The following is a 20,007-nucleotide window of genomic DNA, read 5'->3' on the forward strand; positions in this document are numbered from 1 at the left end:
TTGCGAAGGGTGAAAAGAGAAGCTGGTTTTCTCCACTATAGTAGGAAGAAAACAGTTATTTTTTAAGCCCTTTTCAATAGAAGCTTTTCTCATGAACCGTGTTAACCGTGTTACAATTAGGATACATGAGAGCAAAGGGCGTGAGAATGTTTGGGTCACAATGAACAAAAGTGGGAAGAAAAACAGCGAACTGCGCCCCTTTATGAAGCGCTGAAACGGCATACTGCATCCAAACCACATTCATTTCATGTTCCCGGTCATAAAATGGGGCAGAGCTTTGATCAGGAGTCAAAAGCTTTTTTTCATAATTACTTGTCGATCGACATGACTGAAATTACGGGACTAGATGATTTACATCAGCCTGAAGGAGTTATAGCACAGGCTCAGGAACTAGCTGCAGCCGCATTCGATGCGGAAGAGACAAAATTCCTGATTGGAGGAACGACAGTAGGGAATCTGGCTACGATTCTAACCGTATGTAGACCGGGTGATAAAATAATTGTACAACGCAATTGCCATAAATCGGTTTACCATGGAATGGTGTTAGCACAGGCGGAACCTATTTATGTTATCCCTGCGGTTGATCCGGAAACAGGCTTGGCTGCAGGAGTAAGGCGTGAAGATGTTGAGCGGCTTTTGATAGAACATCCTGACGCAAAAGCTGTATTTCTTACCAATCCAACTTATTATGGAATGGGTATTGATCTGGAAAAAATGGCGACAGTCGTCCATCGTCATAATATTCCTCTTCTGATCGATGAGGCGCATGGTGCTCATTATGGTTTTCATCGCTCACTACCGCCATCTGCGATGCAGTGTGGAGTTGATGTAGCGATCCAATCTACGCATAAAATGGGAACCGCTTTTACAATGTGCTCCATGCTGCACATACAAGGGGAACGGATTAATAGGCAACGCTTGTACCACTATTTAGCCATGCTGCAATCCTCAAGCCCATCGTATCCATTAATGGCTTCTCTAGATTTAGCAAGACGCCATATGGTGATGGAAGGTTCAAAGGAATGGACCAGAGCGGTTGCGCTGACTGATTATGCAAGGGAAGAGCTGAAGAAAATTCCTTGGCTACACGTCGTTCAAAAACAGCCTAATCAGGTATATCAGACAAGCGATCCTTTAAAACTGGTGCTGACATTACGCACTTCGTTACTTTCAGGATATGATTTACAAGCTAGACTTGAAGAGGCAGGAATATATCCAGAGCTGGCAGATTTACATCATGTGCTTCTTATCAGCTCCTCAGGCACAACAGAAGAAGATATCGAACGACTAATCAAGTGCATGGAACAGATTCATTTACAGATTAAACAGGTCGCTACCACTACCTTTGAATCAGGAATGGTATCGTCAAGTTTCCTAAGAAAAAAAGTATTTTCCATGCATGAGGCAATTGATGCAAGAGCAGAAACAGTACCACTTGAGGAGGCAACGGGCAGGATTTGTGTAGAAATGGTTATTCCTTATCCGCCTGGTATCCCTTTGCTTACACCAGGAGAAGAAATTGATACGCAAGTGATACGTTTATTACAGGAATTACGAGATAAAAATGCAAGGTTCCAAGGAGTAGCAGATGGACAGATGAAGACGCTACGAGTTGTACAGACCGAGCACGAAAGGTACGGAGGTAAATAGTGAAACGCGGATTATTTCTAACATTGGAAGGTGGAGAAGGGGCAGGTAAATCCTCAGTCATCACACTTCTTGAAGAAAAGCTTGTTGAAATGGGACATGAGGTCTTAGTAACCAGAGAACCGGGCGGTGTAGAAATCGCTGAGAAAATCAGGCATATCATTCTTGATACTGCACATGTGAAAATGGATGGCCGCACGGAAGCTTTATTATATGCAGCAGCGCGCAGACAACATTTGGTAGAAAAAGTACTTCCTGCACTGGAAGAGGGAAAAATCGTGTTATGTGATCGATTTGTAGACAGTAGCCTAGCTTATCAAGGATATGCACGCGGATTGGGAATCGAACAAGTTCTTTCTATTAATATGTTTGCTATTCAGGACTGTTTACCTGATGTAACGCTTTATCTTGATGTTGATCCAAAGGTAGGCTTGGCACGTATTCATTCTAATGATGAACGAGAGATTAACCGTCTGGATTTAGAGGGGATGAAGTTTCATGAGCAGGTACGAGCTGGTTATGAGCAAGTAGTGGAACAATATCCAGAGAGAATACTGCGGATAGACGCCAATCAATCATTAGAAAATGTATTGGAGCAGATTATATCCAGTTTAGTACAAACGGGTAAGTTTTAAGAGAAAGAAGGAGCGTAACTCGTGCGCTTCTTCTTTTTGTATAAATAGCATATGTTACAATAAAAAAAAGTTGAATCATGCTGTATAATGTATGAAACGCCATAACAAACACCAATCACAGGTTTTCACATAATATGGGAATAGGCATAAACATGAGGAAAAGTTAGATTTTTCGATCATCTCAAATCCAATTATTAATGAAAAACCAGGTAACAAGGGATGAGTGGTAAAGGAAAGTAGATAGGGTTAGGCGAATAATAGCCAATAAAAGTAGCAAGCAAAAGATTATATATGTTTAGACAGGGTAAATATGGATTAACACTAGAATAAGGAAGCGAGCTTGGCATCAGATTTGCGAAGCAGAAAGGATGAATCGCTATGAAAATGGTCATCGCTGTTGTGCAGGATAAAGATAGTGGGCGCTTATCACAAGCGCTGGTCAAAAAAGGGTTTCGTGCTACGAAATTAGCTAGTACGGGGAGTTTTCTTCGCGCTGGAAATACCACTTTTCTTGTAGGTACTGATAATGAACGTGTACCTGAGTTGATCACAATCATCGAGAAAAATTGCCAATCCCGCAAACAGATGGTGACACCTGTTTCACCTTTGGGTAGCGGTGTAGATTCATTTTTATCCTATCCACTTGAAGTTCAAGTCGGAGGAGCAGCCGTTTTTGTAATGGATGTTGAGCACTTTCATTCCTTTTGAGTTAAGATAGAGAAGGATAATGGTTTTAGGCGGGAGTGGGTAAGAATGAAGATTGAAAACGGGCTTAGACCGGCATTAATAAAAGGAACGGAACAACGAAGAGGCGCACCGGTTGAAAAGACCAATTTCAGGGATATGGTCAAAGGAGAGGGAGAGAGGCTTAGTAATGAAAGGCTGCAAACTCTTCTTAAGGAGATTGATGCCCAAGGGGAAATCTTGGCTCGTTCCCGCAATGTTCGTGACTATTATGCTTATCGAACCTTAATTAAGCGATTCATGGAAGAAGCGGTAAGACATGGTGTCACCCTTGATGAACGTAAGGTGTTGAATCGTCGGGGCAGAAGCCGCGTGCATAAGATTGTGAAGGAAATTGACGCTGAGCTGTTAGCGTTAGCGGATGAGTTATTAAGTGAAGAAGCACCTTTAATTGATATGCTTGCCCGTATTGGGGAAATTAGAGGAATGCTAATAAATTTATATTTTTAGGTGTGGAAGTTAGATGAGTTGGAATGAACTAGCTAAAAAACAACAACGAGTAACAGAAATTCTGGCAAACAGCCTGGCACATGATCGGTTGGCGCATGCTTATTTGTTTACAGGTGGAAGAGGGGTAGGGAAGAAAGATGTGGCAATGCATCTTGCTAAATCAATCTTTTGCTTGGACGACCCCATGGACGCTTGTGGGACATGCATAAACTGCCAACGCATTGCTTCCGGAAATCATCCCGATGTTTATCATATTGCTCCAGATGGGGCATCTGTAAAGATTGACCAGGTGCGTGCTCTACAAAAAGAGATGAAAATGCGTGCTGTGGAGTCCAACCATAAAGTATATATTCTTGAACATGTTGATAAAATGACCATACAAGCGGCAAATAGCTTACTCAAATTTTTGGAGGAACCGCCTCCGGGTGTGTTAGCTATGTTGTTGTCTGAAAATGGACATGCTATTCTACCTACTATACTATCAAGATGTCAGACACTTGTTTTTTCTCCTTTATCCGCTGAATTTATTACCAGTTTATTGATCAAGGAAGGTATTCCATCAGGAGTGGCACAGGTAGCTTCCCAAATAACTACAAATTTGGAAGAAGCACGTCTTCTAAGCCAATCAGAATGGTTTGCACAGCTTCGAGCTATGGTGATACAATTGGGAAAGGAATTGAGACAACAAGGATCACAAGCATTGTTTACTATACATGATCAATTGCAACGTAACGATAGAGTAAAAGAAGAACTTCCTCTCTTTCTGGATTTGCTCATCCTTTGGCTACGAGACATCCTCTATCATCAGATTGGGCGACACGCTCATATTGTCAACAAGGACCAACAGAATGCATTACAGGAGCAGACCTTTCAATGGACGCAAGCTCATATTTTGAAAGGGATCGACGTAGCCATGGAGACAAGAAATCGGTTAGAGCGTAATGCGAACCCCCAATTAGCATTGGAGCGGCTTGTTCTTCATATCCAGGAGGGATAAATTTTGTATGAGGTGGTAGGTATCCGCTTTAAAAAAGCGGGTAAAATATATTATTTCGATCCGGATGAGCTAGAGATAGAAAAGGATAGCCACGTTATTGTGGAAACGGCTCGCGGAGTGGAATATGGCAAGGTTGTAATTGGCCAAAAATCAGTAGGAGAATCAGACGTTGTCCTACCCTTGAAGAAAGTAATCCGTATCGCGGATGAGACAGATGCTACTCAGGTAGAAGAAAACAGAGTGGCTGCTAAACATGCATTTCAGGTCTGTCAAACCAAAATCAGGGAGCATCAATTGGATATGAAACTGGTTGATGTTGAGTATACATTTGATCGAAACAAAGTCATTTTCTATTTTACAGCGGATGGAAGAGTAGACTTCCGTGAACTGGTAAAAGATTTAGCAGCAGTTTTCCGTACGCGTATTGAACTACGGCAAATTGGTGTTCGTGATGAAGCCAAGATGCTTGGTGGGATTGGCCCGTGCGGACGTATGCTTTGTTGCTCCACATTCCTGGGAGATTTTGAGCCTGTTTCTATCAAAATGGCCAAAGACCAGAACCTTTCTCTAAATCCAGCAAAGATTTCCGGATTATGCGGACGTCTCATGTGTTGTTTAAAATACGAAAATGACAACTATGAAACGTCGAAGGAGGAAATCCCTGAACTAAGCTCTTGGGTGAAAACTCCAATGGGAGATGGACGTGTTGTTAGTCTGAACATCCTTGGAAGAGTAGCTCAAATTGATCTGCTGGAAGCGGGAAGAGTGATGGAATTTCCTTTTGAAGAGATTGTCGCAAGCAAGCCGGAGATTGGATGAGCATAGGTAGCGAGAGGTGATGAAGTTGGAGAAACAAGATATCTTCGCTAAAATCGCGAGCATGGAAGAACGAGTAGGAGAACTATATCAAGAAATTGGCAGCTTAAAAGATGTCGTTGATAAGCTATTGGAAGAAAACGGGCAGCTTATGATTGAAAACGAACATCTTCGTTCCAGATTTCTTCAAGATAAGCCTCTTAGGAAGACTGCCTCTAAAAAGCAAGTGCCTGTCTCCAACGTCAAACGAGGTGTATCTGCTAAAAAAGTGGTAGTGGGCGAAGGATATGATAATCTGGCAAGGCTTTATGCAGAAGGGTTTCATATATGTAATGTTCACTACGGTAGTATAAGAAAAGAAGGTGATTGTCTCTTTTGCTTATCTTTCTTAAGCGGGGGACAAAAATAAGTAAAGCGACCTGGATGTCTTGGAACGGACAGGTCGCTTTTTCCTAGTTATTATGGTGCATCTATGTGGTTGTACCAGCAAGAGAGGGCTCTTAATGGAAGATAAAAAGGTCGTTTTATATGATTCGGAAAGAATAGATGACTTGCTCACACATGAAATAAAAATAATTCAAAGCCATGAAGTCTTTTGCTTCTCCATGGATGCGGTATTGCTCGGTCGGTTTGCTACTGTGCCGAAGCGGGGAAAAATTCTTGATTTCTGTACAGGTAATGGGGTAATTCCTCTCCTTCTTAGCACTAGAACACCTTTTGCCAAAATCGAAGGGATCGAGATTCAGGAACGCCTGTATCATATGGCAGAGAGAAATGTACAAATAAACAACCTGGAAGAGCGCATTACGATGCATCATGGTGATGTAAAGGAAGCAATAGAGAAATTAGGTGCAAGTGAATATGACCTTATCACCTGCAATCCGCCATACATGCCACCCATCACGGGTAAAGTGAGCGAAAATGACCATAGAGCAATTGCTCGGCATGAGATTCATCTTAATTTAGAGGATGTCATTCGGGTGAGCAGTAAAATGTTAAAAGTTGGTGGCAAGCTGACACTGGTACATCGCGCTACCAGATTGATTGACATTACTGCTTACATGCGCCAATATGGCATCGAACCAAAACGAATGAGGCTGGTTTATCCACGAGTAGATGCAGAACCTAACATGGTGCTTATTGAGGGCGTACGTGGGGGGAAACCGGAACTGCGTATTTCACCACCGCTTATCGTGTATAAACAAGGGGAAGAATATTGTGAAGAACTGTATGAAGTCTATTATGGAAACCAAAATTCCCTCTCATAAAAGTCATTATGTCTATGTTCTGCAATGTAGCGACGACACGTTGTATACAGGGTATACGACAGAAATTCATAGGCGTCTTAAACAGCATAATGAGGGAAAAGGTGCAAAATATACCCGGGCCAGATGTCCTGTTTATCTCGTCTACTGGGAAGAAGGAATAGATCGATCCTGGGGACTGAAGCGGGAAGAGCAGATCAAACGATTAAAACGCCCGCAAAAGGAGAAGCTGATTGTTGCAGAACGATCTGCCATATACGGGACTGCCATAAAAAGCAGAAATGACGGGTAAGGAGCTAGAATTGAGCGATGAATATACAAAAAAGCTTTTCATCCATAACAGAAGGAGAGGGTATCCTTTACTTGGTTGCTACTCCGATTGGCAATCTGGAGGATATCACCGTCCGTTCCTTGCGTACATTGCGTGAGGTAGATTTAATCGCTTGCGAGGATACGAGACAGACGAGAAAGCTATTAACTCATTTTGAAATTGAGAAGAAGACAGTGAGTTATCATGAACATAATAAGCTAGCAAGTGGAAGTGAATTATTATCTATTTTAGGGGAAGGCAAATCCATTGCACTTGTAAGTGATGCAGGACTTCCAGCCATCTCTGATCCAGGAGCTGATTTGGTGAGAGATGCCATTGAAGCTGGGCACCGTATCATCCCCATTCCAGGAGCAAACGCGGCACTAACGGGATTAATTGCTTCCGGTTTACCAACCGAACGATTTATGTTTTGCGGATTTTTACCAAGAGATAAAAAACCTCGTAAACTGGAGCTGGATAGATTAGCAACTTATCAAGAAACATTGCTTTTTTATGAGGCTCCTCATCGGATAACCAAAACCCTAACTGCAATGCTTGAGACGTGGGGAGATCGCCAAGCTGTATTAGCAAGAGAATTAACAAAGAGATACGAAGAATTTTCACGCGGGACTTTCTCCGAACTGATCCAATGGCTAGAAGAGGGCGAAATTCGTGGAGAGTTTTGCATCATTGTAGAAGGACGAAATCCTGCTGATGTTGAACCAGCGCACGAGGAAGTATGGTGGAATGAGTTGGATTTGAATCAGCATGTAGATCACTACATCAATGAGGGTTATTCAGTGAAAGAAGCATGCAAAAAAACGGCCGAAGATCGCCGACTTTCCAGACGTGATGTCTATAATCAGTATCATCAGTAAAAGAAAAAACAAAACGGTCATGACCATTTTGTTGGACCGCAAGTGGTCACATCCAATTTTATGAAAAACGTAGAGATGTTTTTCACAGAAAAAGGCTATTGCCGAAATGGGCAATAGCCTATATTTATAAGCGATTAATTATTTTGAATCAGAATCTGACAGCATAGCAGCCATTTCTTTAATACAAGATTTGCTGATCATTTTTCCTTTGAAATAAACAAGGTCATCAGCATTACCAGTGAAAATACATGCAGGCTCATATTTTTTTAGGATGATGCGTTCCCCATCAACAAAGATTTCCAGTGCATCCTTTTCAGCAATTCCTAACGTTCTTCTTAGTTCAATTGGAATAACTACGCGTCCTAATTCATCTACTTTTCTAACAATACCAGTTGATTTCATCTAATATTCCCCTCTCAAGATTTTTACATGTATAAAATAACATCCTACTTTTTACTCAATTTACTCATTAATCGCCATTATTCTACTGGTTATAATACCAGTCATTACCAAAGGTGTCAATACTAGATTTACAATTTTTAGAACTTATAGAAGGTAATGTTCACTATAGTAACATTTTTTGCTTAAATTACGTAATTTTTCTTATATTTGTAGAGTATATCTAGATAAAATTTTGATGTGATAAAAAATTATTGATTAAATGAATTGGAAGTTAATAGATGTGAATAAAGTCCTGATTTTATGGTAAAAAAGAAATATGTCGAATAATATCTGTATATTCGACATATGTCGAAATTAAAAAGGGACACAAACCGGTATGAGTAACGTTAAAAAATATGCTTACCTATCCCTTGACATTAGGTTTATGAACGGATAATTTAGTATACAATAGCATTATATTTTTATATGTGAACGTTGAAGGGAATAGTAAGCATAGGAAGCTTATAAAGAGAGCTGGGTCAGGTGAAAGCCAGCTAAGTCGAATTGCTGAAAATGGTCCTGGAGTTTCGACCCTGAACCACCTTAATGAGGTGGATAAGGGCGACGTAATCCTTCGTTACAGGAAAGTAGCTAGGCTACTTATCGAGTCCATTTCTGTGAGGGAATGGAGCATTTGGGTGGTACCGCGAGTAAAGACTCGCCCCAACAATGGGGTGAAGTCTTTTTTTTTTATGCACACAGCCACCGCTACGACCTAAACGATCCAAGAATTTCGGCACATGTCGGGATTTACTATATAGAAGGAGGAAGAGCAATATGAGTAAAAAACCAACATTCTACATTACGACACCGATCTATTATCCAAGTAACACGCTGCATATTGGAAATGCTTACACAACGATTTCTGCTGATGCGATGGCACGCTACAAAAGATTACGCGGTTATGATGTATATTATCTGACTGGAACTGACGAGCATGGTCAGAAATTACAGGAACGTGCTGCAACAGAAGGAAAACAGCCGTTAGAGTTTATTAATCCAGTAGTGGATTGGATTAAGGATTTATGGGTTAAGTTAGATATTTCTAATAATGATTTTATCCGTACCACGGAAGATCGACACAAGGTAATTGTTCAAAAGATTTTCCAACAGCTTCTTGATCAAGAAGATATTTATTTAGGGGAATATGAAGGATACTATTGCGTACCTTGTGAATCCTTCTGGACAGAAACGCAAGCAAAAACAGATAAAGGCTACTTATGTCCTGACTGTGGCCGTCCAGTGGAGTTAGTAAAAGAGAAAAACTATTTCTTCCGTATGTCCAAATACCAAGATCAATTGTTAGCTCATATCGAAGCTAATCCTGATTTTATCCAACCGGAATCTCGCCGTAATGAGATGATTAATAACTTCCTGAAGCCGGGTTTACAAGACCTAAGTGTATCCCGCAGTACATTTGACTGGGGTGTAAAAGTACCATCTGATCCAGAACACGTTATCTATGTATGGATTGATGCCCTAGCTAACTATATTACGGCGCTTGGATATGGAACGGATCAAGATGATAAGTTCAAACAATACTGGCCTGCTAATGTGCACTTGGTAGGTAAAGATATTTTACGTTTCCATACGATTTATTGGCCGATTCTATTGCTAGCACTTGATTTGCCATTGCCGAAGCAAGTATTCGGACACGGTTGGCTATTAATGCCAGATGGTAAAATGTCTAAATCCAAAGGAAATGTGATCGATCCAAAATTCCTGATCGATCGTTATAGTGCAGATGGAGTTCGTTACTTCTTGCTACGTGAAGTGGCTTTTGGACAGGATGGCGTCTTCACACCAGAAAGCTTTATTCAACGCCTCAATTATGATCTGGCTAATGACTTGGGTAACCTGGTGAGCCGTACGATTGCCATGATTGAGAAATATTTCGATGGTGTTATTCCAACACCAAACACTCCAGGAGAGTTCGATGACCAATTAATTACTCTTGCTACAGAAACCAAGGGCAAAGTTGAAGAGCATTTAGACAAAATGCGTTTTAGTAATGCTTTGACGAATCTTTGGGATTTGGTAAGCAGAACGAATAAGTATATTGATGAAACACAACCGTGGGCACTTGCTAAATCAGAGGAGAACAAAGGACGTCTAGGCACCGTTATGTATAACCTGGCGGAAAGCATTCGCATCATTTCTATTATGCTTCAGCCGTTTATGACCAAAACTCCTGAGAAAATCTGGGTTCAACTAGGAATTGCTGAGAAGGAAGGCTGCAAAGACTGGGAAACTGCTGGTGAGTGGGGCAAACTACCTGTAGGTGTAAAAGTAAACCGTGGTGGCGAACTTCTCTTCCCTCGTCTAGATGTAGAACAAGAACTGAAATATATTGATGCTAGCACAGCGGAAGCACGTAAGAAAGCAGAAGAAAATAAAAAGCAACAAGAGGCTTGGAAGGAAGGCAAACAAGTGACAGAAGAAAAGAAAGAAGTGACAAAACAAGAAGAAAAAGCCGCTGAAAGCAACCTGATCGGCATTGATGATTTTGGAAAGATTGAATTACGCGTGGCTGAGGTAAAAGAATGTAAACAACACCCTAACGCAGATAAATTACTCTTGTTCCAATTAGATTTGGGTGATGAAGAGCGCCAGGTTGTATCTGGTATTGCTAAGTACTATAAGCCTGAAGAACTGATTGGCAAAAAAGTAATCGTGGTAACTAACTTGAAGCCTGTCAAACTTCGTGGTGAAGTTTCCCAAGGTATGATTTTGTCAGCATCTATAGGCGACCAACTGAAAGTTTCCACTGTAGATGGAGACATTCCAAATGGAGCAATTGTAAAGTAAGAAACGGGTAGGAATATAGAGATGCGGGAGCCGTAATGGAATCCCTCCCTCTCTTTTTTTTGGGTGGATAAAATGTCCACAGATTAACAAGTAAGGAGGAGCGATCTACCATGTTATTCGACACACATGCTCATTTGAATGCGGAGCAGTTCGATGAAGACCGTGATCAGGTTATTATGCGAGCCAAAGAAAATGGAGTTTCTACTATTGTAAATATAGGTTTTAACAGAGAGACCATTCCGACTTGCATAGAGCTTGCTGAGAAATACGATTTTATTTATGCCGTGGTTGGATGGCATCCTCAAGATGCCATCTCTATGAAAGAGGAAGATTTGGATTGGCTAGAAGAGTTAAGTAAACACCCAAAAGTAGTTGGTCTTGGCGAAATGGGACTTGATTATTACTGGGATACGTCCCCACGTGATGTACAAGCAGAAGTATTTCGTAAACAGATTCGATTGGCACGAAAAGTAAACATGCCGATTATCATACATGATCGGGATGCGCATCAGGATATCATCACGATCCTTAAAGAAGAAAAAGCGGAAGAGGTAGGAGGAATTATGCACTGTTATTCCGGCAGTTATGAAATGGCGGAAATAGCACTTGGAATGAACTTCTATATCTCATTCGGGGGACCACTTACCTTTAAAAATGCGAAGAGGCCAAAAGAAGTTGCAGCCAAAATTCCATTAGATAGGCTGTTAATTGAAACAGATTGCCCATATTTAACTCCACATCCATTTAGAGGAAAACGAAATGAGTCTGGATATGTAAAATATGTTGCAGAAGAAATGGCAAATATCCATGGATTATCATTTGAAGAAATGTCAAAAATAACCAATGAAAATGCACGTCGTTTGTTTAATATTTAAAAAACAAAAACAAAGATAAATGAAAAAAGACCAGGAAAATCTATCCTGGTCTTTTCGCTTGAAACCTTTTAAAAATCAACCTATATATAGGAAGAAACAAGTTTAGGTAATGAAAGATTAGTATAAGTAAATTTTTAATATATATGAAAAAGTAAATTTATTATTATAAAAGTTTATTACCAATTATGCCATCCAAACGCCACTTTATCCATATATAAGCAATTGTTTATTTAGTAGCAATTTACAAGGAGTGAAAACAGAGTGTTACCAGGAAATTTGAACTGATTTTTTCATAATTCGTTCTAGTAAATGACATGCGCGAATAGGATGTTGTCATAGTGTCCTTTCCCATGAAAAATAATCCAATATTACCTTTTGTCGAACGAAAACGAAGAATCGACAGAGACCCTCGACACAAAATTGCTATTTTTCTTGGTTGGATTTTTGGTAAGGTATAAAACAGCTTGTACTGCCTATGAGACTAGTAATCATGATAAAAAGGTGGGACACAAAAATAAAAGAGGAAAAGGAGGAGAATTTGACAAAAGGTATAAAGTGTAATAATATCCTTCTCAGGCTTAACCAAAGGAGTGTGGGGAATGGGATTAGGTAATATCTGGGTACCGCACAGGAAGCTGCTTTACACCATCTTAGTTATTGCAGCAGGTGTGTTGTTATCAGTGGGTATCTACTTCTTTAACCTATCTATCCAGCCAAAACAAGTAACTCTGATCGTTGATGGACAATCAGAGGTCATCATGACCAAAGCGAAAACGGTTGAACAATTGTTACAAGAAAAAGAGCTAAGCATAATTGATAAAGATGTAGTCAGGCCGGACTTGACTGCTGCTGTTGATGAGAATATGACCGTTGAGTTACTGAAGAGCTGGCAAATACCTGTAGTAATAGCTGGGAAGAAACAGCATGTACAGACAACCAACAGAGATGTTGCGGGTGTTTTACAAGATGCAGGGATAAAAACAGATGGGAATGACAAGGTAACACCTGCGTTAGATTCTAAACTGACAAAAGATACGGAAATTTCTGTTATTAGTGTTGAAGAAAAAGTAGTGCAGGAAAATAAAGAAGTAGTGTTTCGAGAAGTGCGTAAAAATGACCCGAGCCTGAAAAAAGGCGAGATTCGTGAATTGAAAAAAGGTCAAGCTGGAAGTGCAGTATTGCATTACAAGGTGACCACAGAGGATGGAAAAGAGACCTCTCGTGAATTAGTGAAGACTGAAGTTGTAAAAGAAAAGCAAGATCGCGTTCTGGCTGTTGGAACGAAGAAGCAGGAAGTAGTTGCAGCTACTCTTGCTTCACGTGGCGGTAAAGATATTCGCGCAAAACGCGTCTTGACTAATGTAGAGCTTTCAGCCTATACAGCTAACGCAGGTGGCGGTTATGGAAAGACGGCCACAGGTGTAAAAGCTACGGTTGGAAGAACAGTTGCTGTTGACCCGAAAGTAGTTCCACTTGGCTGGTGGGTATACATCGAGGGCATTGGCTATCGTAGAGCAGAAGATACAGGTGGGGCGATCAAAGGTAATAAAATGGACGTATTTTTGGAAAGCGATTCTGAAGCCGTCAAATTCGGGCGAAAGAAAGGCAGAACAGTCCATGTGATTGGGCCCAAATTACCATAATATAATAAACAAAAGGGCAGGGGATTTCTCCTGTCCTTTTGTTTTACCCATAAATGTGGTAAACTGATTGAATCTCTATACTTCTTATACGCAAATTGGCTTGGTTTCGTTTCCTTTTTTGGACAAGAAAAAACAAATTATTTTTGCGGGGAAACACAATTGGTCGAAGGATGGATTTATTCATGAAAATCAAAGAGGTTATCGTCGTAGAAGGACGTGATGACACGGCTGCAATTAAGCGAGCTGTGGATGCAGATACGATTGAAACAGGCGGATCTGCAATCAATGAGGTAACCCTTCGTAAAATAAAAATAGCACAAGAAAAACGAGGCGTGATCGTCTTTACGGACCCTGATTATCCAGGTGAACGAATCCGAAAGATAATCAGTCAAAATGTTCCCGGCTGCAAGCATGCTTTTATCAAAAGAGCAGATGCTATGAAAAAAAGAAAAGTTGGTGTGGAGCACGCAACACCAGAGGTTATTCGCGAGGCACTTTCTCAGGTGAAAACGGAATTTTTGGAGGTAGAGAGCGAAATTACCCTGGAGGATTTGGTACAGGCAGGGATGATTGTCGGAACGGACACCAAATATCGCCGGACGCGATTGGGAGAAATTCTGGGAATCGGTTACTCCAATGCTAAGCAGCTTATTAAGCGATTGCAGATGTTCCAGATTAGTCGGGACGAATTCATAGCTGCCGTTGATCAGATTGAGGTTGAACAGGAGGAAGCTAACAGATGACAGCCGGTTATAAAGACATTGCAACACCAACCCGTACAAGGGAAATTATTGAAAAATACGGCTTTCACCTAAAAAAAAGCCTGGGACAAAACTTCCTGACCGATATAAATATCCTGCACAATATCATTGATGTTGCCGAGCTTACGAAAGAGAAAGCAGTTATTGAGGTCGGACCTGGTATTGGTGCCTTGACAGAGCAATTGGCACGAGCAGCTGGGAAAGTAATGGCACTTGAGATTGACCAACGCCTGCTTCCTATTCTGGAAGAGACGCTGGCGCCTTATGACAACATTACGGTTGTACACGGAGATGTTCTGAAATTAGATGTACCAGCTCTAATTAAAGAGCATCTGGAAGGATATGAGTCAGTCAGCGTTGTGGCTAATTTGCCATATTACGTAACAACGCCAATTTTGATGGGATTGTTGGAATCTGGTATCAAACTGGATAAAATCGTGGTCATGATTCAAAAAGAAGTGGCAGAGCGCATTGCAGCGAAGCCAGGGACAAAGGATTATGGATCATTAAGTGTTGCTGCACAATTCTATGCAGAAGCTCGCGTAGAAATGATTGTACCTGCTAGCGTGTTTGTACCTAGACCAAATGTCGATTCAGCGGTTATCAAATTAGCTATACGTAAAGAGCCAGTTGTTGCAGTGAAGGACGAGGCACTTTTTTTTCGTGTGGTTAAAGCGTCATTTGCTCAGCGGCGTAAAACCTTGCAAAATAATCTCGTAACCAATTTATTTGGGAAGGACCGCAAAGAACTTGCTACACAGGCGTTGGAACGAGCGGGAATTGAACCAAACCGTCGGGGAGAGACATTATCTTTGCAGGAATTCGCAACTCTTGCTAACACGATTTATGATTTTATGAACGAAAACAGGTAATTTCATAGCGTGAATTGCCTCCAGTTTTTAACTCTTCAAATACTCCAAAAAAGTCTTGACAATCCTTTGGGAAAGTCAAGGCTTTTTATGTCTAAACTGCTTGACATAGTAGGTTTTTGGTAGTTTTCGCACTTGCAAAAAATGTCGAACAAAAGTGACAAGAATGTCCGAAAAAATTCATTGACAAAAAGCTTATTTGATTGATATAATTTTTCGTTTGTTTGACAAACTAAGCTTAGGCTGATATACTTGGACATAAGCGAGGTGGATAAATATTATGGCTAGGAACGCGTTAGTAGATATTAAACGCAGTTTAGATGGACACGTTGGTGAACGTATTATGCTGAAGGCCAATGGCGGAAGAAGAAAGACCGTCGAAAGGACCGGCATCCTAGAAGAAACATACCCCTCAGTATTCGTAGTTAAACTAGATGACGACCAGTTGTTTGAACGGGTATCATACAGCTATGCTGATATTTTAACAGAGACCGTAGAATTAATGGTTTGTCGAGACAATGATACACATATAAAGATTACTTTTATCCAACAGTAGAACTTAGTTCTACTGTTTTGTTTTGTCCTTTCTTGTTCATACTAAGGTATGTCAGCGACTAAGGAGGATGAAGCGCAATGAGTCGAAGAAGAGGCATCATGTCCGAGGAGCTCAAGTATGAATTGGCCAAGGAGTTGGGCTTTTACGACACCGTCAAGAGTGAAGGATGGGGCGCTATCACTACTCGTGATGCCGGTAACATGGTAAAACGAGCGATCCAGATTGCCGAGGAAGCATTAGCCAGACAATCGATGAAATAGCCTGCTGACAAAAGCCAAAGAGGGGGACCTCTGCGGCTTTTTTTCTTACTTAATTACTTTAGAGTACGTCTTTTTTGAGAGTACATGAATTATTTCGTCTAAGGAAGAACTAGCTTCTTCGAGAGAACTTCAATAGATATTTTATTAACATGAGTTGACATTCGGGCAGGCTAGTGGCAAGCTTATTTCTGCCTATGGTAAAATCAGAAAAAGGATTAGGATAAGCTGAGGTGAACACGGTGCGAGTTTCTGTCAAAGCTCCTGCAAAAATTAATCTAACATTGGACGTACTCTCAAAGAGGCCAGATGGTTATCACGATGTGGAAATGGTGATGACTACTGTCGATCTTGCTGACCGCGTTGACCTTACATTACTACGGTCAAGAGAAATCCTAATCGATTGTTCTGCAAGTTTTGTTCCGCTCGATCAACGCAATCATGCCTTTAAGGCTGCAAAGTTGCTAATGGAACGTTATTCGGTTGATAAGGGTGTTCACATATACATAGATAAGCATATTCCAGTAGCTGCGGGTTTGGCGGGAGGTAGTAGTGATGCTGCTGCCACATTGCGTGGTTTAAACAAGCTCTGGAATTTGGGATTAACGCTAGATGAACTGGCTACGATCGGAGCAGAGATTGGTTCAGATGTTCCATTCTGCGTATATGGTGGGACAGCACTAGCAAAAGGATGCGGAGAAAAGCTGACACATCTTTCAAGCCCTACATCTTGCTGGGTCATTTTGGCCAAGCCTCCCATTGGAGTCTCTACGGCAGACGTGTATGGAAATCTTCGAGTTGATCAAATTAAGAAACACCCGAATACAGAACGAATGCTGGATGCTATACTTTCGAAAAATTTTTCTCTAATGGCAAATAACCTATGTAATGTATTAGAAGAGGTAACTTTAACGCGTTACCCGCAGGTCATGCAAATAAAAGAATTAATGATCCAATCAGGCGCAGACGGAGTGTTAATGTCTGGCAGTGGTCCTACGGTGTTTGGATTAGTCCAAAAGGAAGCGAAGGTACATAGGATTTACAATGCGTTGCGTGGTTTCGTAAAAGATGTATATGCGGTACGAATATTAGGTGGCGGCGAAACGGAAATACTTGATTAATTCCGTACATTAATGTTACATTATCATAATAATATACGGTTTTTAAATGGAGGCAGAATTGATGAGAAAACTGCGCAGAAGCGCCAGATTAGTGGATATGACGCAACATCTTTTAGCTCATCCCCACACATTGATTCCCTTGACGTTTTTCTCAGATGAATACGGTTCGGCAAAGTCCTCAATTAGCGAAGATCTTTCTATCATAAAAGAGGCGTTTGAATCACAAGGTATTGGCGATCTGCGAACAGTGGCTGGAGCAGCAGGCGGGGTAAAATATATCCCGAAAACCACACTGGAGCATGCCATCTTCTTTATGGAGAACCTGATTTTAGAGTTAGCGAGCCCGGAGAGATTATTACCAGGTGGATATCTCTATATGTCTGATGTCTTGGGAGATCCCAAAACACTGAATCACATTGGTAAATTGTTTGCATCTGCTTTTGCTCATAGCGATGTTGATGTTGTTATGACAGTAGAAGCAAAAGGAATTCCACTTGCTTACGCTACAGCAAGTTACTTAAATGTGCCTGTCGTTATTGTGCGTCGAAATAGCATGGTGACGGAAGGGTCTGTTGTGAGCATTAACTACGTTTCTGGATCGAGTAAAAGAATTCAGACTATGTCCCTGGCAAGAAGAGCACTGCCAGAATCATCGCGTGTGTTAATTGTCGATGATTTCATGAAAGCCGGCGGTACTATTCAAGGGATGATGGACCTGTTACAGGAGTTTAAGGCTACTGTAGTGGGATGTGGTGTTTTTGTTGAGACAGCAGATGACGATGATCGTCTTGTTGAAGATTATGTATCGCTTGCTAAGCTGCAAGAGGTTGACGTAAAAGAAAAGCAGATTATGATTGAGCTAGGTAGTTATTTTTCAAGAAAAGAAGGAGAAGATGATCATGCCTAACATCTCATTTGTTTCTACGGAAAAAGCACCTTCTGCTATTGGGCCTTATAGCCAAGCTACAAAAGCGGGCCCTTTTCTTTATACTTCCGGTCAAATACCTTTAACTCCAGAAGGTATGATGGTAGAAGGTGGCATTGCTGAACAAACACATCAGGTTTTTGCTAACTTGAATGCCATTCTTGAAAGTGAAAGTCTTGCTCTTCAAGATGTTGTTAAAACAACAGTTTTTATTAAAGATATGAATGATTTTAGTGCAATGAATGATGTATATTCCCACTATTTTGGTGAACATCGTCCTGCTCGTTCTACCGTCGAAGTAGCCCGTCTACCTAAGGATGCCAAAGTGGAAATTGAAGTAATTGCTTGCCTGAAATAAAAAATTTGTATAAATAAAAAGTTTTTTTACAATTTTTCGGAAAATGAAGAAGGAATAATTACCCATCATGTGGAAATATACGCTATCCGCCATAGATAAAGGGAGTGAACATGATGGAAGTAACTGATGTAAGACTTCGCCGTGTAAATACGGACGGGAGAATGAAAGCAATCGCCTCAATTACGATTGACCATGAATTTGTGGTTCATGATATTCGTGTAATTGATGGAAACAACGGTATGTTTGTGGCTATGCCTAGCAAACGCACTCCTGATGGAGAATTCCGTGACATTGCTCACCCAATCTCCTCAGCAACCCGTGAAAAAATACAAGCGGCAGTGCTGGCAGAGTATGAGCGCGTTGGTATTGAAGAAGAATCCCAGGTAGAAGCAGGGGCTTAATAACAAATGAATAGTAAAAAAGCACCTTGGAAATAGGTGCTTTTTTCATTTTCATACTATTCCCACTTTTCTGTCATGCAACAGGTCTCTAGATCCTGAATTATTTTAGTCTGATCGAACCCTTCACCAATGAAAACAGCGACCATTTTGGGGCCGTGATTAGGGAACGGAAAAAGATGGACTTGAGTTTGGGTTTGTTGAAAAGAGATCAATTCTTCCTTCCCTTTGAATTGTACATACCCTTTTGCTCGGTATATGGTTTTCGGTAATGCATAGAGAAAGTCTTCAAAAGCTTCTTCGTTCACAGGCCCCTTGAAGTGATAAGCGAAGGTTTGGATACTATGGTAAAGCGTTTCGCTCTGTAAACCAAAGGTATGCTTAATTTTATTCAATGCAGATTGCCGAACTATTGTTTTTTGAAGGGGAATCGAAGCAGGACGATTTTCCAAGTCTCGTTCATGTGCTAGTCGCTTTATCGTCAACAGCTCTTCAATATCCAGCTCAGAACGGATGGTGAGATAGAGGGGGGCTAATGGATTTAACTCTGTCAGCTTTCGTTTTACCTTCTCCACTACCTCTTGTTTTACCAAGTCCACTTTATTCAGCAGTAAAAGATCAGCATATTTCACCTGATTACGAACGGTTTTTATCAATGCGCTTCCTGACTGAAAGAAGGAATTCAGATCAAGAAAGCGAGAAGCATCTATTACGCTGATCAATCCTTTAAGAGTTAGCTTATCATAAAAATCTGGATGGGTAAGGGCATCTACTACATCGATCGGGTCTGCTACTCCTGTTGTTTCGATGATAATTTGATCTGGTGACATATTCGCAAAAATTTCTTGAAGATTATCAGTCAATTCTCCCCGGATGGAACAACATATACAGCCGTCCAGCATCTTCTTAACAGGAAAGCCAAAACCCTCAAGCTGCTCACCATCAATATCTTCTTCACCCATTTCATTCATCATCACGACTACTTGTCCATTTGTTTCTTGAAAATATGCTAATAGCTGTTGTAACAGAGTAGTTTTACCACTACCTAAATAACCAGACAAGATATATACATCTGTACTCATTTCATCTTCTCCTCAGATAGAATAAAATAATGGTAAATACATGACTTTGCAAAAGGTTATAAATACATAAAAGTCGTACTGCGATTTGGTATGGCTTATTAATGATTATAAGTGATAGTAGAGTAACACAAATAGGAAAAATTTCATCATGTCTTGAAATTATAATCTAAT

General features: G+C 40.8%; 23 protein-coding genes and 1 other annotated feature. Of the genes, 21 read left to right on the forward strand and 2 right to left on the reverse strand.

Annotated features, from left to right (window positions below; all coding sequences use genetic code 11):
- The first annotated feature begins 150 nt into the window (after positions 1–150).
- The 10 genes from LM917_RS17655 (at position 151) to rsmI (ending at position 7,742) form a co-directional block, all read left to right on the forward strand.
- Positions 151–1,650: an aminotransferase class I/II-fold pyridoxal phosphate-dependent enzyme gene (locus tag LM917_RS17655; protein WP_232698990.1), complete on the forward strand. Its 1,500-nt coding sequence runs from the start codon at positions 151–153 to the stop codon at positions 1,648–1,650.
- Positions 1,650–2,282 carry a dTMP kinase gene (gene tmk / locus LM917_RS17660; RefSeq protein ID WP_232698991.1) on the forward strand — a complete coding sequence of 211 codons (633 nt, stop codon included), beginning with the start codon at positions 1,650–1,652 and terminating at the stop codon, positions 2,280–2,282. Before LM917_RS17655 ends, tmk begins: the two co-directional genes overlap by 1 nt.
- 378 nt (positions 2,283–2,660) lie before the next feature.
- Positions 2,661–2,990 (forward strand): cyclic di-AMP receptor DarA, encoded by a 330-nt coding sequence (gene darA / locus LM917_RS17665; RefSeq protein ID WP_232698993.1) that lies wholly within the window; start codon positions 2,661–2,663, stop codon positions 2,988–2,990.
- A 45-nt stretch (positions 2,991–3,035) separates the two neighbouring features.
- Positions 3,036–3,476, forward strand: a complete 441-nt coding sequence (locus LM917_RS17670) for a YaaR family protein (protein ID WP_232698995.1) — start codon at positions 3,036–3,038, stop codon at positions 3,474–3,476.
- Between the two features lie 13 nt (positions 3,477–3,489).
- Positions 3,490–4,473, forward strand: coding sequence for a DNA polymerase III subunit delta' (gene holB / locus LM917_RS17675; RefSeq protein WP_232698996.1), 984 nt, complete (start codon positions 3,490–3,492; stop codon positions 4,471–4,473).
- 3 nt (positions 4,474–4,476) lie between these two features.
- Positions 4,477–5,292, forward strand: coding sequence for a PSP1 domain-containing protein (locus LM917_RS17680; RefSeq protein ID WP_232698997.1), 816 nt, complete (start codon positions 4,477–4,479; stop codon positions 5,290–5,292).
- A 25-nt stretch (positions 5,293–5,317) separates the two neighbouring features.
- On the forward strand, positions 5,318–5,698 hold the full coding sequence (gene yabA / locus LM917_RS17685) for a DNA replication initiation control protein YabA (RefSeq protein WP_232698998.1): 381 nt from the start codon (positions 5,318–5,320) through the stop codon (positions 5,696–5,698).
- 94 nt (positions 5,699–5,792) lie between these two features.
- Positions 5,793–6,557 carry a tRNA1(Val) (adenine(37)-N6)-methyltransferase gene (locus tag LM917_RS17690; RefSeq protein ID WP_232699000.1) on the forward strand — a complete coding sequence of 255 codons (765 nt, stop codon included), beginning with the start codon at positions 5,793–5,795 and terminating at the stop codon, positions 6,555–6,557.
- The gene (locus tag LM917_RS17695; RefSeq protein ID WP_232699001.1) at positions 6,532–6,846 is read left to right on the forward strand and encodes a GIY-YIG nuclease family protein; all 315 of its coding nucleotides are present in this window, start codon (positions 6,532–6,534) and stop codon (positions 6,844–6,846) included. The genes LM917_RS17690 and LM917_RS17695 overlap by 26 nt, the downstream gene beginning before the upstream one ends.
- Before the next feature lie 17 nt (positions 6,847–6,863).
- The gene (gene rsmI, locus LM917_RS17700) at positions 6,864–7,742 is read left to right on the forward strand and encodes a 16S rRNA (cytidine(1402)-2'-O)-methyltransferase (RefSeq protein WP_232699002.1); all 879 of its coding nucleotides are present in this window, start codon (positions 6,864–6,866) and stop codon (positions 7,740–7,742) included.
- A 138-nt stretch (positions 7,743–7,880) separates the two neighbouring features.
- On the opposite strand, the gene LM917_RS17705 is transcribed toward rsmI, so the two are convergent.
- Positions 7,881–8,144 (reverse strand): AbrB/MazE/SpoVT family DNA-binding domain-containing protein, encoded by a 264-nt coding sequence (locus LM917_RS17705; protein WP_232699003.1) that lies wholly within the window; start codon positions 8,142–8,144, stop codon positions 7,881–7,883.
- A 465-nt stretch (positions 8,145–8,609) separates the two neighbouring features.
- Positions 8,610–8,852 (forward strand) — a binding site (T-box leader).
- A 108-nt stretch (positions 8,853–8,960) separates the two neighbouring features.
- On the opposite strand from LM917_RS17705, the gene metG reads away from it, so the two are divergent.
- The 11 genes from metG (at position 8,961) to spoVG (ending at position 18,757) form a co-directional block, all read left to right on the forward strand.
- Positions 8,961–10,991, forward strand: a complete 2,031-nt coding sequence (gene metG, locus LM917_RS17710) for a methionine--tRNA ligase (protein ID WP_232699004.1) — start codon at positions 8,961–8,963, stop codon at positions 10,989–10,991.
- 110 nt (positions 10,992–11,101) lie between these two features.
- Complete coding sequence (locus tag LM917_RS17715) at positions 11,102–11,866, forward strand: TatD family hydrolase (protein ID WP_232699005.1); 765 nt, start codon at positions 11,102–11,104, stop codon at positions 11,864–11,866.
- A gap of 599 nt (positions 11,867–12,465) precedes the next feature.
- Positions 12,466–13,509, forward strand: a complete 1,044-nt coding sequence (locus LM917_RS17720) for a resuscitation-promoting factor (protein WP_232699006.1) — start codon at positions 12,466–12,468, stop codon at positions 13,507–13,509.
- Between the two features lie 182 nt (positions 13,510–13,691).
- A complete protein-coding gene (gene rnmV / locus LM917_RS17725; protein WP_232699007.1) occupies positions 13,692–14,252 on the forward strand; it encodes a ribonuclease M5 in 561 nt (186 codons plus the stop codon).
- Complete coding sequence (gene rsmA, locus LM917_RS17730) at positions 14,249–15,142, forward strand: 16S rRNA (adenine(1518)-N(6)/adenine(1519)-N(6))-dimethyltransferase RsmA (protein ID WP_232699009.1); 894 nt, start codon at positions 14,249–14,251, stop codon at positions 15,140–15,142. The genes rnmV and rsmA overlap by 4 nt, the downstream gene beginning before the upstream one ends.
- Before the next feature lie 277 nt (positions 15,143–15,419).
- A complete protein-coding gene (gene veg, locus LM917_RS17735) occupies positions 15,420–15,695 on the forward strand; it encodes a biofilm formation stimulator Veg (protein ID WP_232699011.1) in 276 nt (91 codons plus the stop codon).
- A 77-nt stretch (positions 15,696–15,772) separates the two neighbouring features.
- A complete protein-coding gene (locus LM917_RS17740) occupies positions 15,773–15,955 on the forward strand; it encodes a small, acid-soluble spore protein, alpha/beta type (protein WP_232699012.1) in 183 nt (60 codons plus the stop codon).
- Positions 15,956–16,194: 239 nt separating this feature from the next.
- Positions 16,195–17,073, forward strand: coding sequence for a 4-(cytidine 5'-diphospho)-2-C-methyl-D-erythritol kinase (gene ispE, locus LM917_RS17745; protein ID WP_232699109.1), 879 nt, complete (start codon positions 16,195–16,197; stop codon positions 17,071–17,073).
- Positions 17,074–17,134: 61 nt separating this feature from the next.
- Positions 17,135–17,980, forward strand: a complete 846-nt coding sequence (gene purR / locus LM917_RS17750) for a pur operon repressor (protein ID WP_232699013.1) — start codon at positions 17,135–17,137, stop codon at positions 17,978–17,980.
- Positions 17,973–18,356 carry a RidA family protein gene (locus LM917_RS17755; RefSeq protein ID WP_232699014.1) on the forward strand — a complete coding sequence of 128 codons (384 nt, stop codon included), beginning with the start codon at positions 17,973–17,975 and terminating at the stop codon, positions 18,354–18,356. Before purR ends, LM917_RS17755 begins: the two co-directional genes overlap by 8 nt.
- Positions 18,357–18,469: 113 nt before the next feature.
- Entirely contained in the window at positions 18,470–18,757 is a 288-nt protein-coding gene (gene spoVG, locus LM917_RS17760) for a septation regulator SpoVG (RefSeq protein ID WP_232699015.1), read from the forward strand.
- Positions 18,758–18,813: 56 nt separating this feature from the next.
- Here spoVG and LM917_RS17765 read toward each other — a convergent pair whose 3' ends face one another.
- Positions 18,814–19,836, reverse strand: coding sequence for a CobW family GTP-binding protein (locus LM917_RS17765; protein WP_232699016.1), 1,023 nt, complete (start codon positions 19,834–19,836; stop codon positions 18,814–18,816).
- Positions 19,837–20,007: the final 171 nt, after the last annotated feature.

Source organism: Brevibacillus daliensis (assembly GCF_021245735.1).
Taxonomy (GTDB): Bacteria; Bacillota; Bacilli; order Brevibacillales; family Brevibacillaceae; genus Brevibacillus_B; species Brevibacillus_B daliensis.

What these genes read in the sequence shown, in the direction of transcription:
- LM917_RS17695 (WP_232699001.1), top strand. Translation starts at nt 6,532, where the DNA reads ATGGAAACCAAAATTCCCTCTCATAAAAGTCATTATGTCTATGTTCTG.
- LM917_RS17670 (WP_232698995.1), top strand. Translation starts at nt 3,036, where the DNA reads ATGAAGATTGAAAACGGGCTTAGACCGGCATTAATAAAAGGAACGGAA.
- LM917_RS17715 (WP_232699005.1), top strand. Translation starts at nt 11,102, where the DNA reads ATGTTATTCGACACACATGCTCATTTGAATGCGGAGCAGTTCGATGAA.
- rnmV (WP_232699007.1), top strand. Translation starts at nt 13,692, where the DNA reads ATGAAAATCAAAGAGGTTATCGTCGTAGAAGGACGTGATGACACGGCT.
- metG (WP_232699004.1), top strand. Translation starts at nt 8,961, where the DNA reads ATGAGTAAAAAACCAACATTCTACATTACGACACCGATCTATTATCCA.
- LM917_RS17705 (WP_232699003.1), bottom strand. Translation starts at nt 8,144, where the DNA reads ATGAAATCAACTGGTATTGTTAGAAAAGTAGATGAATTAGGACGCGTA.
- veg (WP_232699011.1), top strand. Translation starts at nt 15,420, where the DNA reads ATGGCTAGGAACGCGTTAGTAGATATTAAACGCAGTTTAGATGGACAC.
- LM917_RS17765 (WP_232699016.1), bottom strand. Translation starts at nt 19,836, where the DNA reads ATGAGTACAGATGTATATATCTTGTCTGGTTATTTAGGTAGTGGTAAA.
- rsmI (WP_232699002.1), top strand. Translation starts at nt 6,864, where the DNA reads ATGAATATACAAAAAAGCTTTTCATCCATAACAGAAGGAGAGGGTATC.
- LM917_RS17690 (WP_232699000.1), top strand. Translation starts at nt 5,793, where the DNA reads ATGGAAGATAAAAAGGTCGTTTTATATGATTCGGAAAGAATAGATGAC.
- holB (WP_232698996.1), top strand. Translation starts at nt 3,490, where the DNA reads ATGAGTTGGAATGAACTAGCTAAAAAACAACAACGAGTAACAGAAATT.
- LM917_RS17720 (WP_232699006.1), top strand. Translation starts at nt 12,466, where the DNA reads ATGGGATTAGGTAATATCTGGGTACCGCACAGGAAGCTGCTTTACACC.
- darA (WP_232698993.1), top strand. Translation starts at nt 2,661, where the DNA reads ATGAAAATGGTCATCGCTGTTGTGCAGGATAAAGATAGTGGGCGCTTA.
- spoVG (WP_232699015.1), top strand. Translation starts at nt 18,470, where the DNA reads ATGGAAGTAACTGATGTAAGACTTCGCCGTGTAAATACGGACGGGAGA.
- rsmA (WP_232699009.1), top strand. Translation starts at nt 14,249, where the DNA reads ATGACAGCCGGTTATAAAGACATTGCAACACCAACCCGTACAAGGGAA.
- LM917_RS17755 (WP_232699014.1), top strand. Translation starts at nt 17,973, where the DNA reads ATGCCTAACATCTCATTTGTTTCTACGGAAAAAGCACCTTCTGCTATT.
- LM917_RS17740 (WP_232699012.1), top strand. Translation starts at nt 15,773, where the DNA reads ATGAGTCGAAGAAGAGGCATCATGTCCGAGGAGCTCAAGTATGAATTG.
- purR (WP_232699013.1), top strand. Translation starts at nt 17,135, where the DNA reads ATGAGAAAACTGCGCAGAAGCGCCAGATTAGTGGATATGACGCAACAT.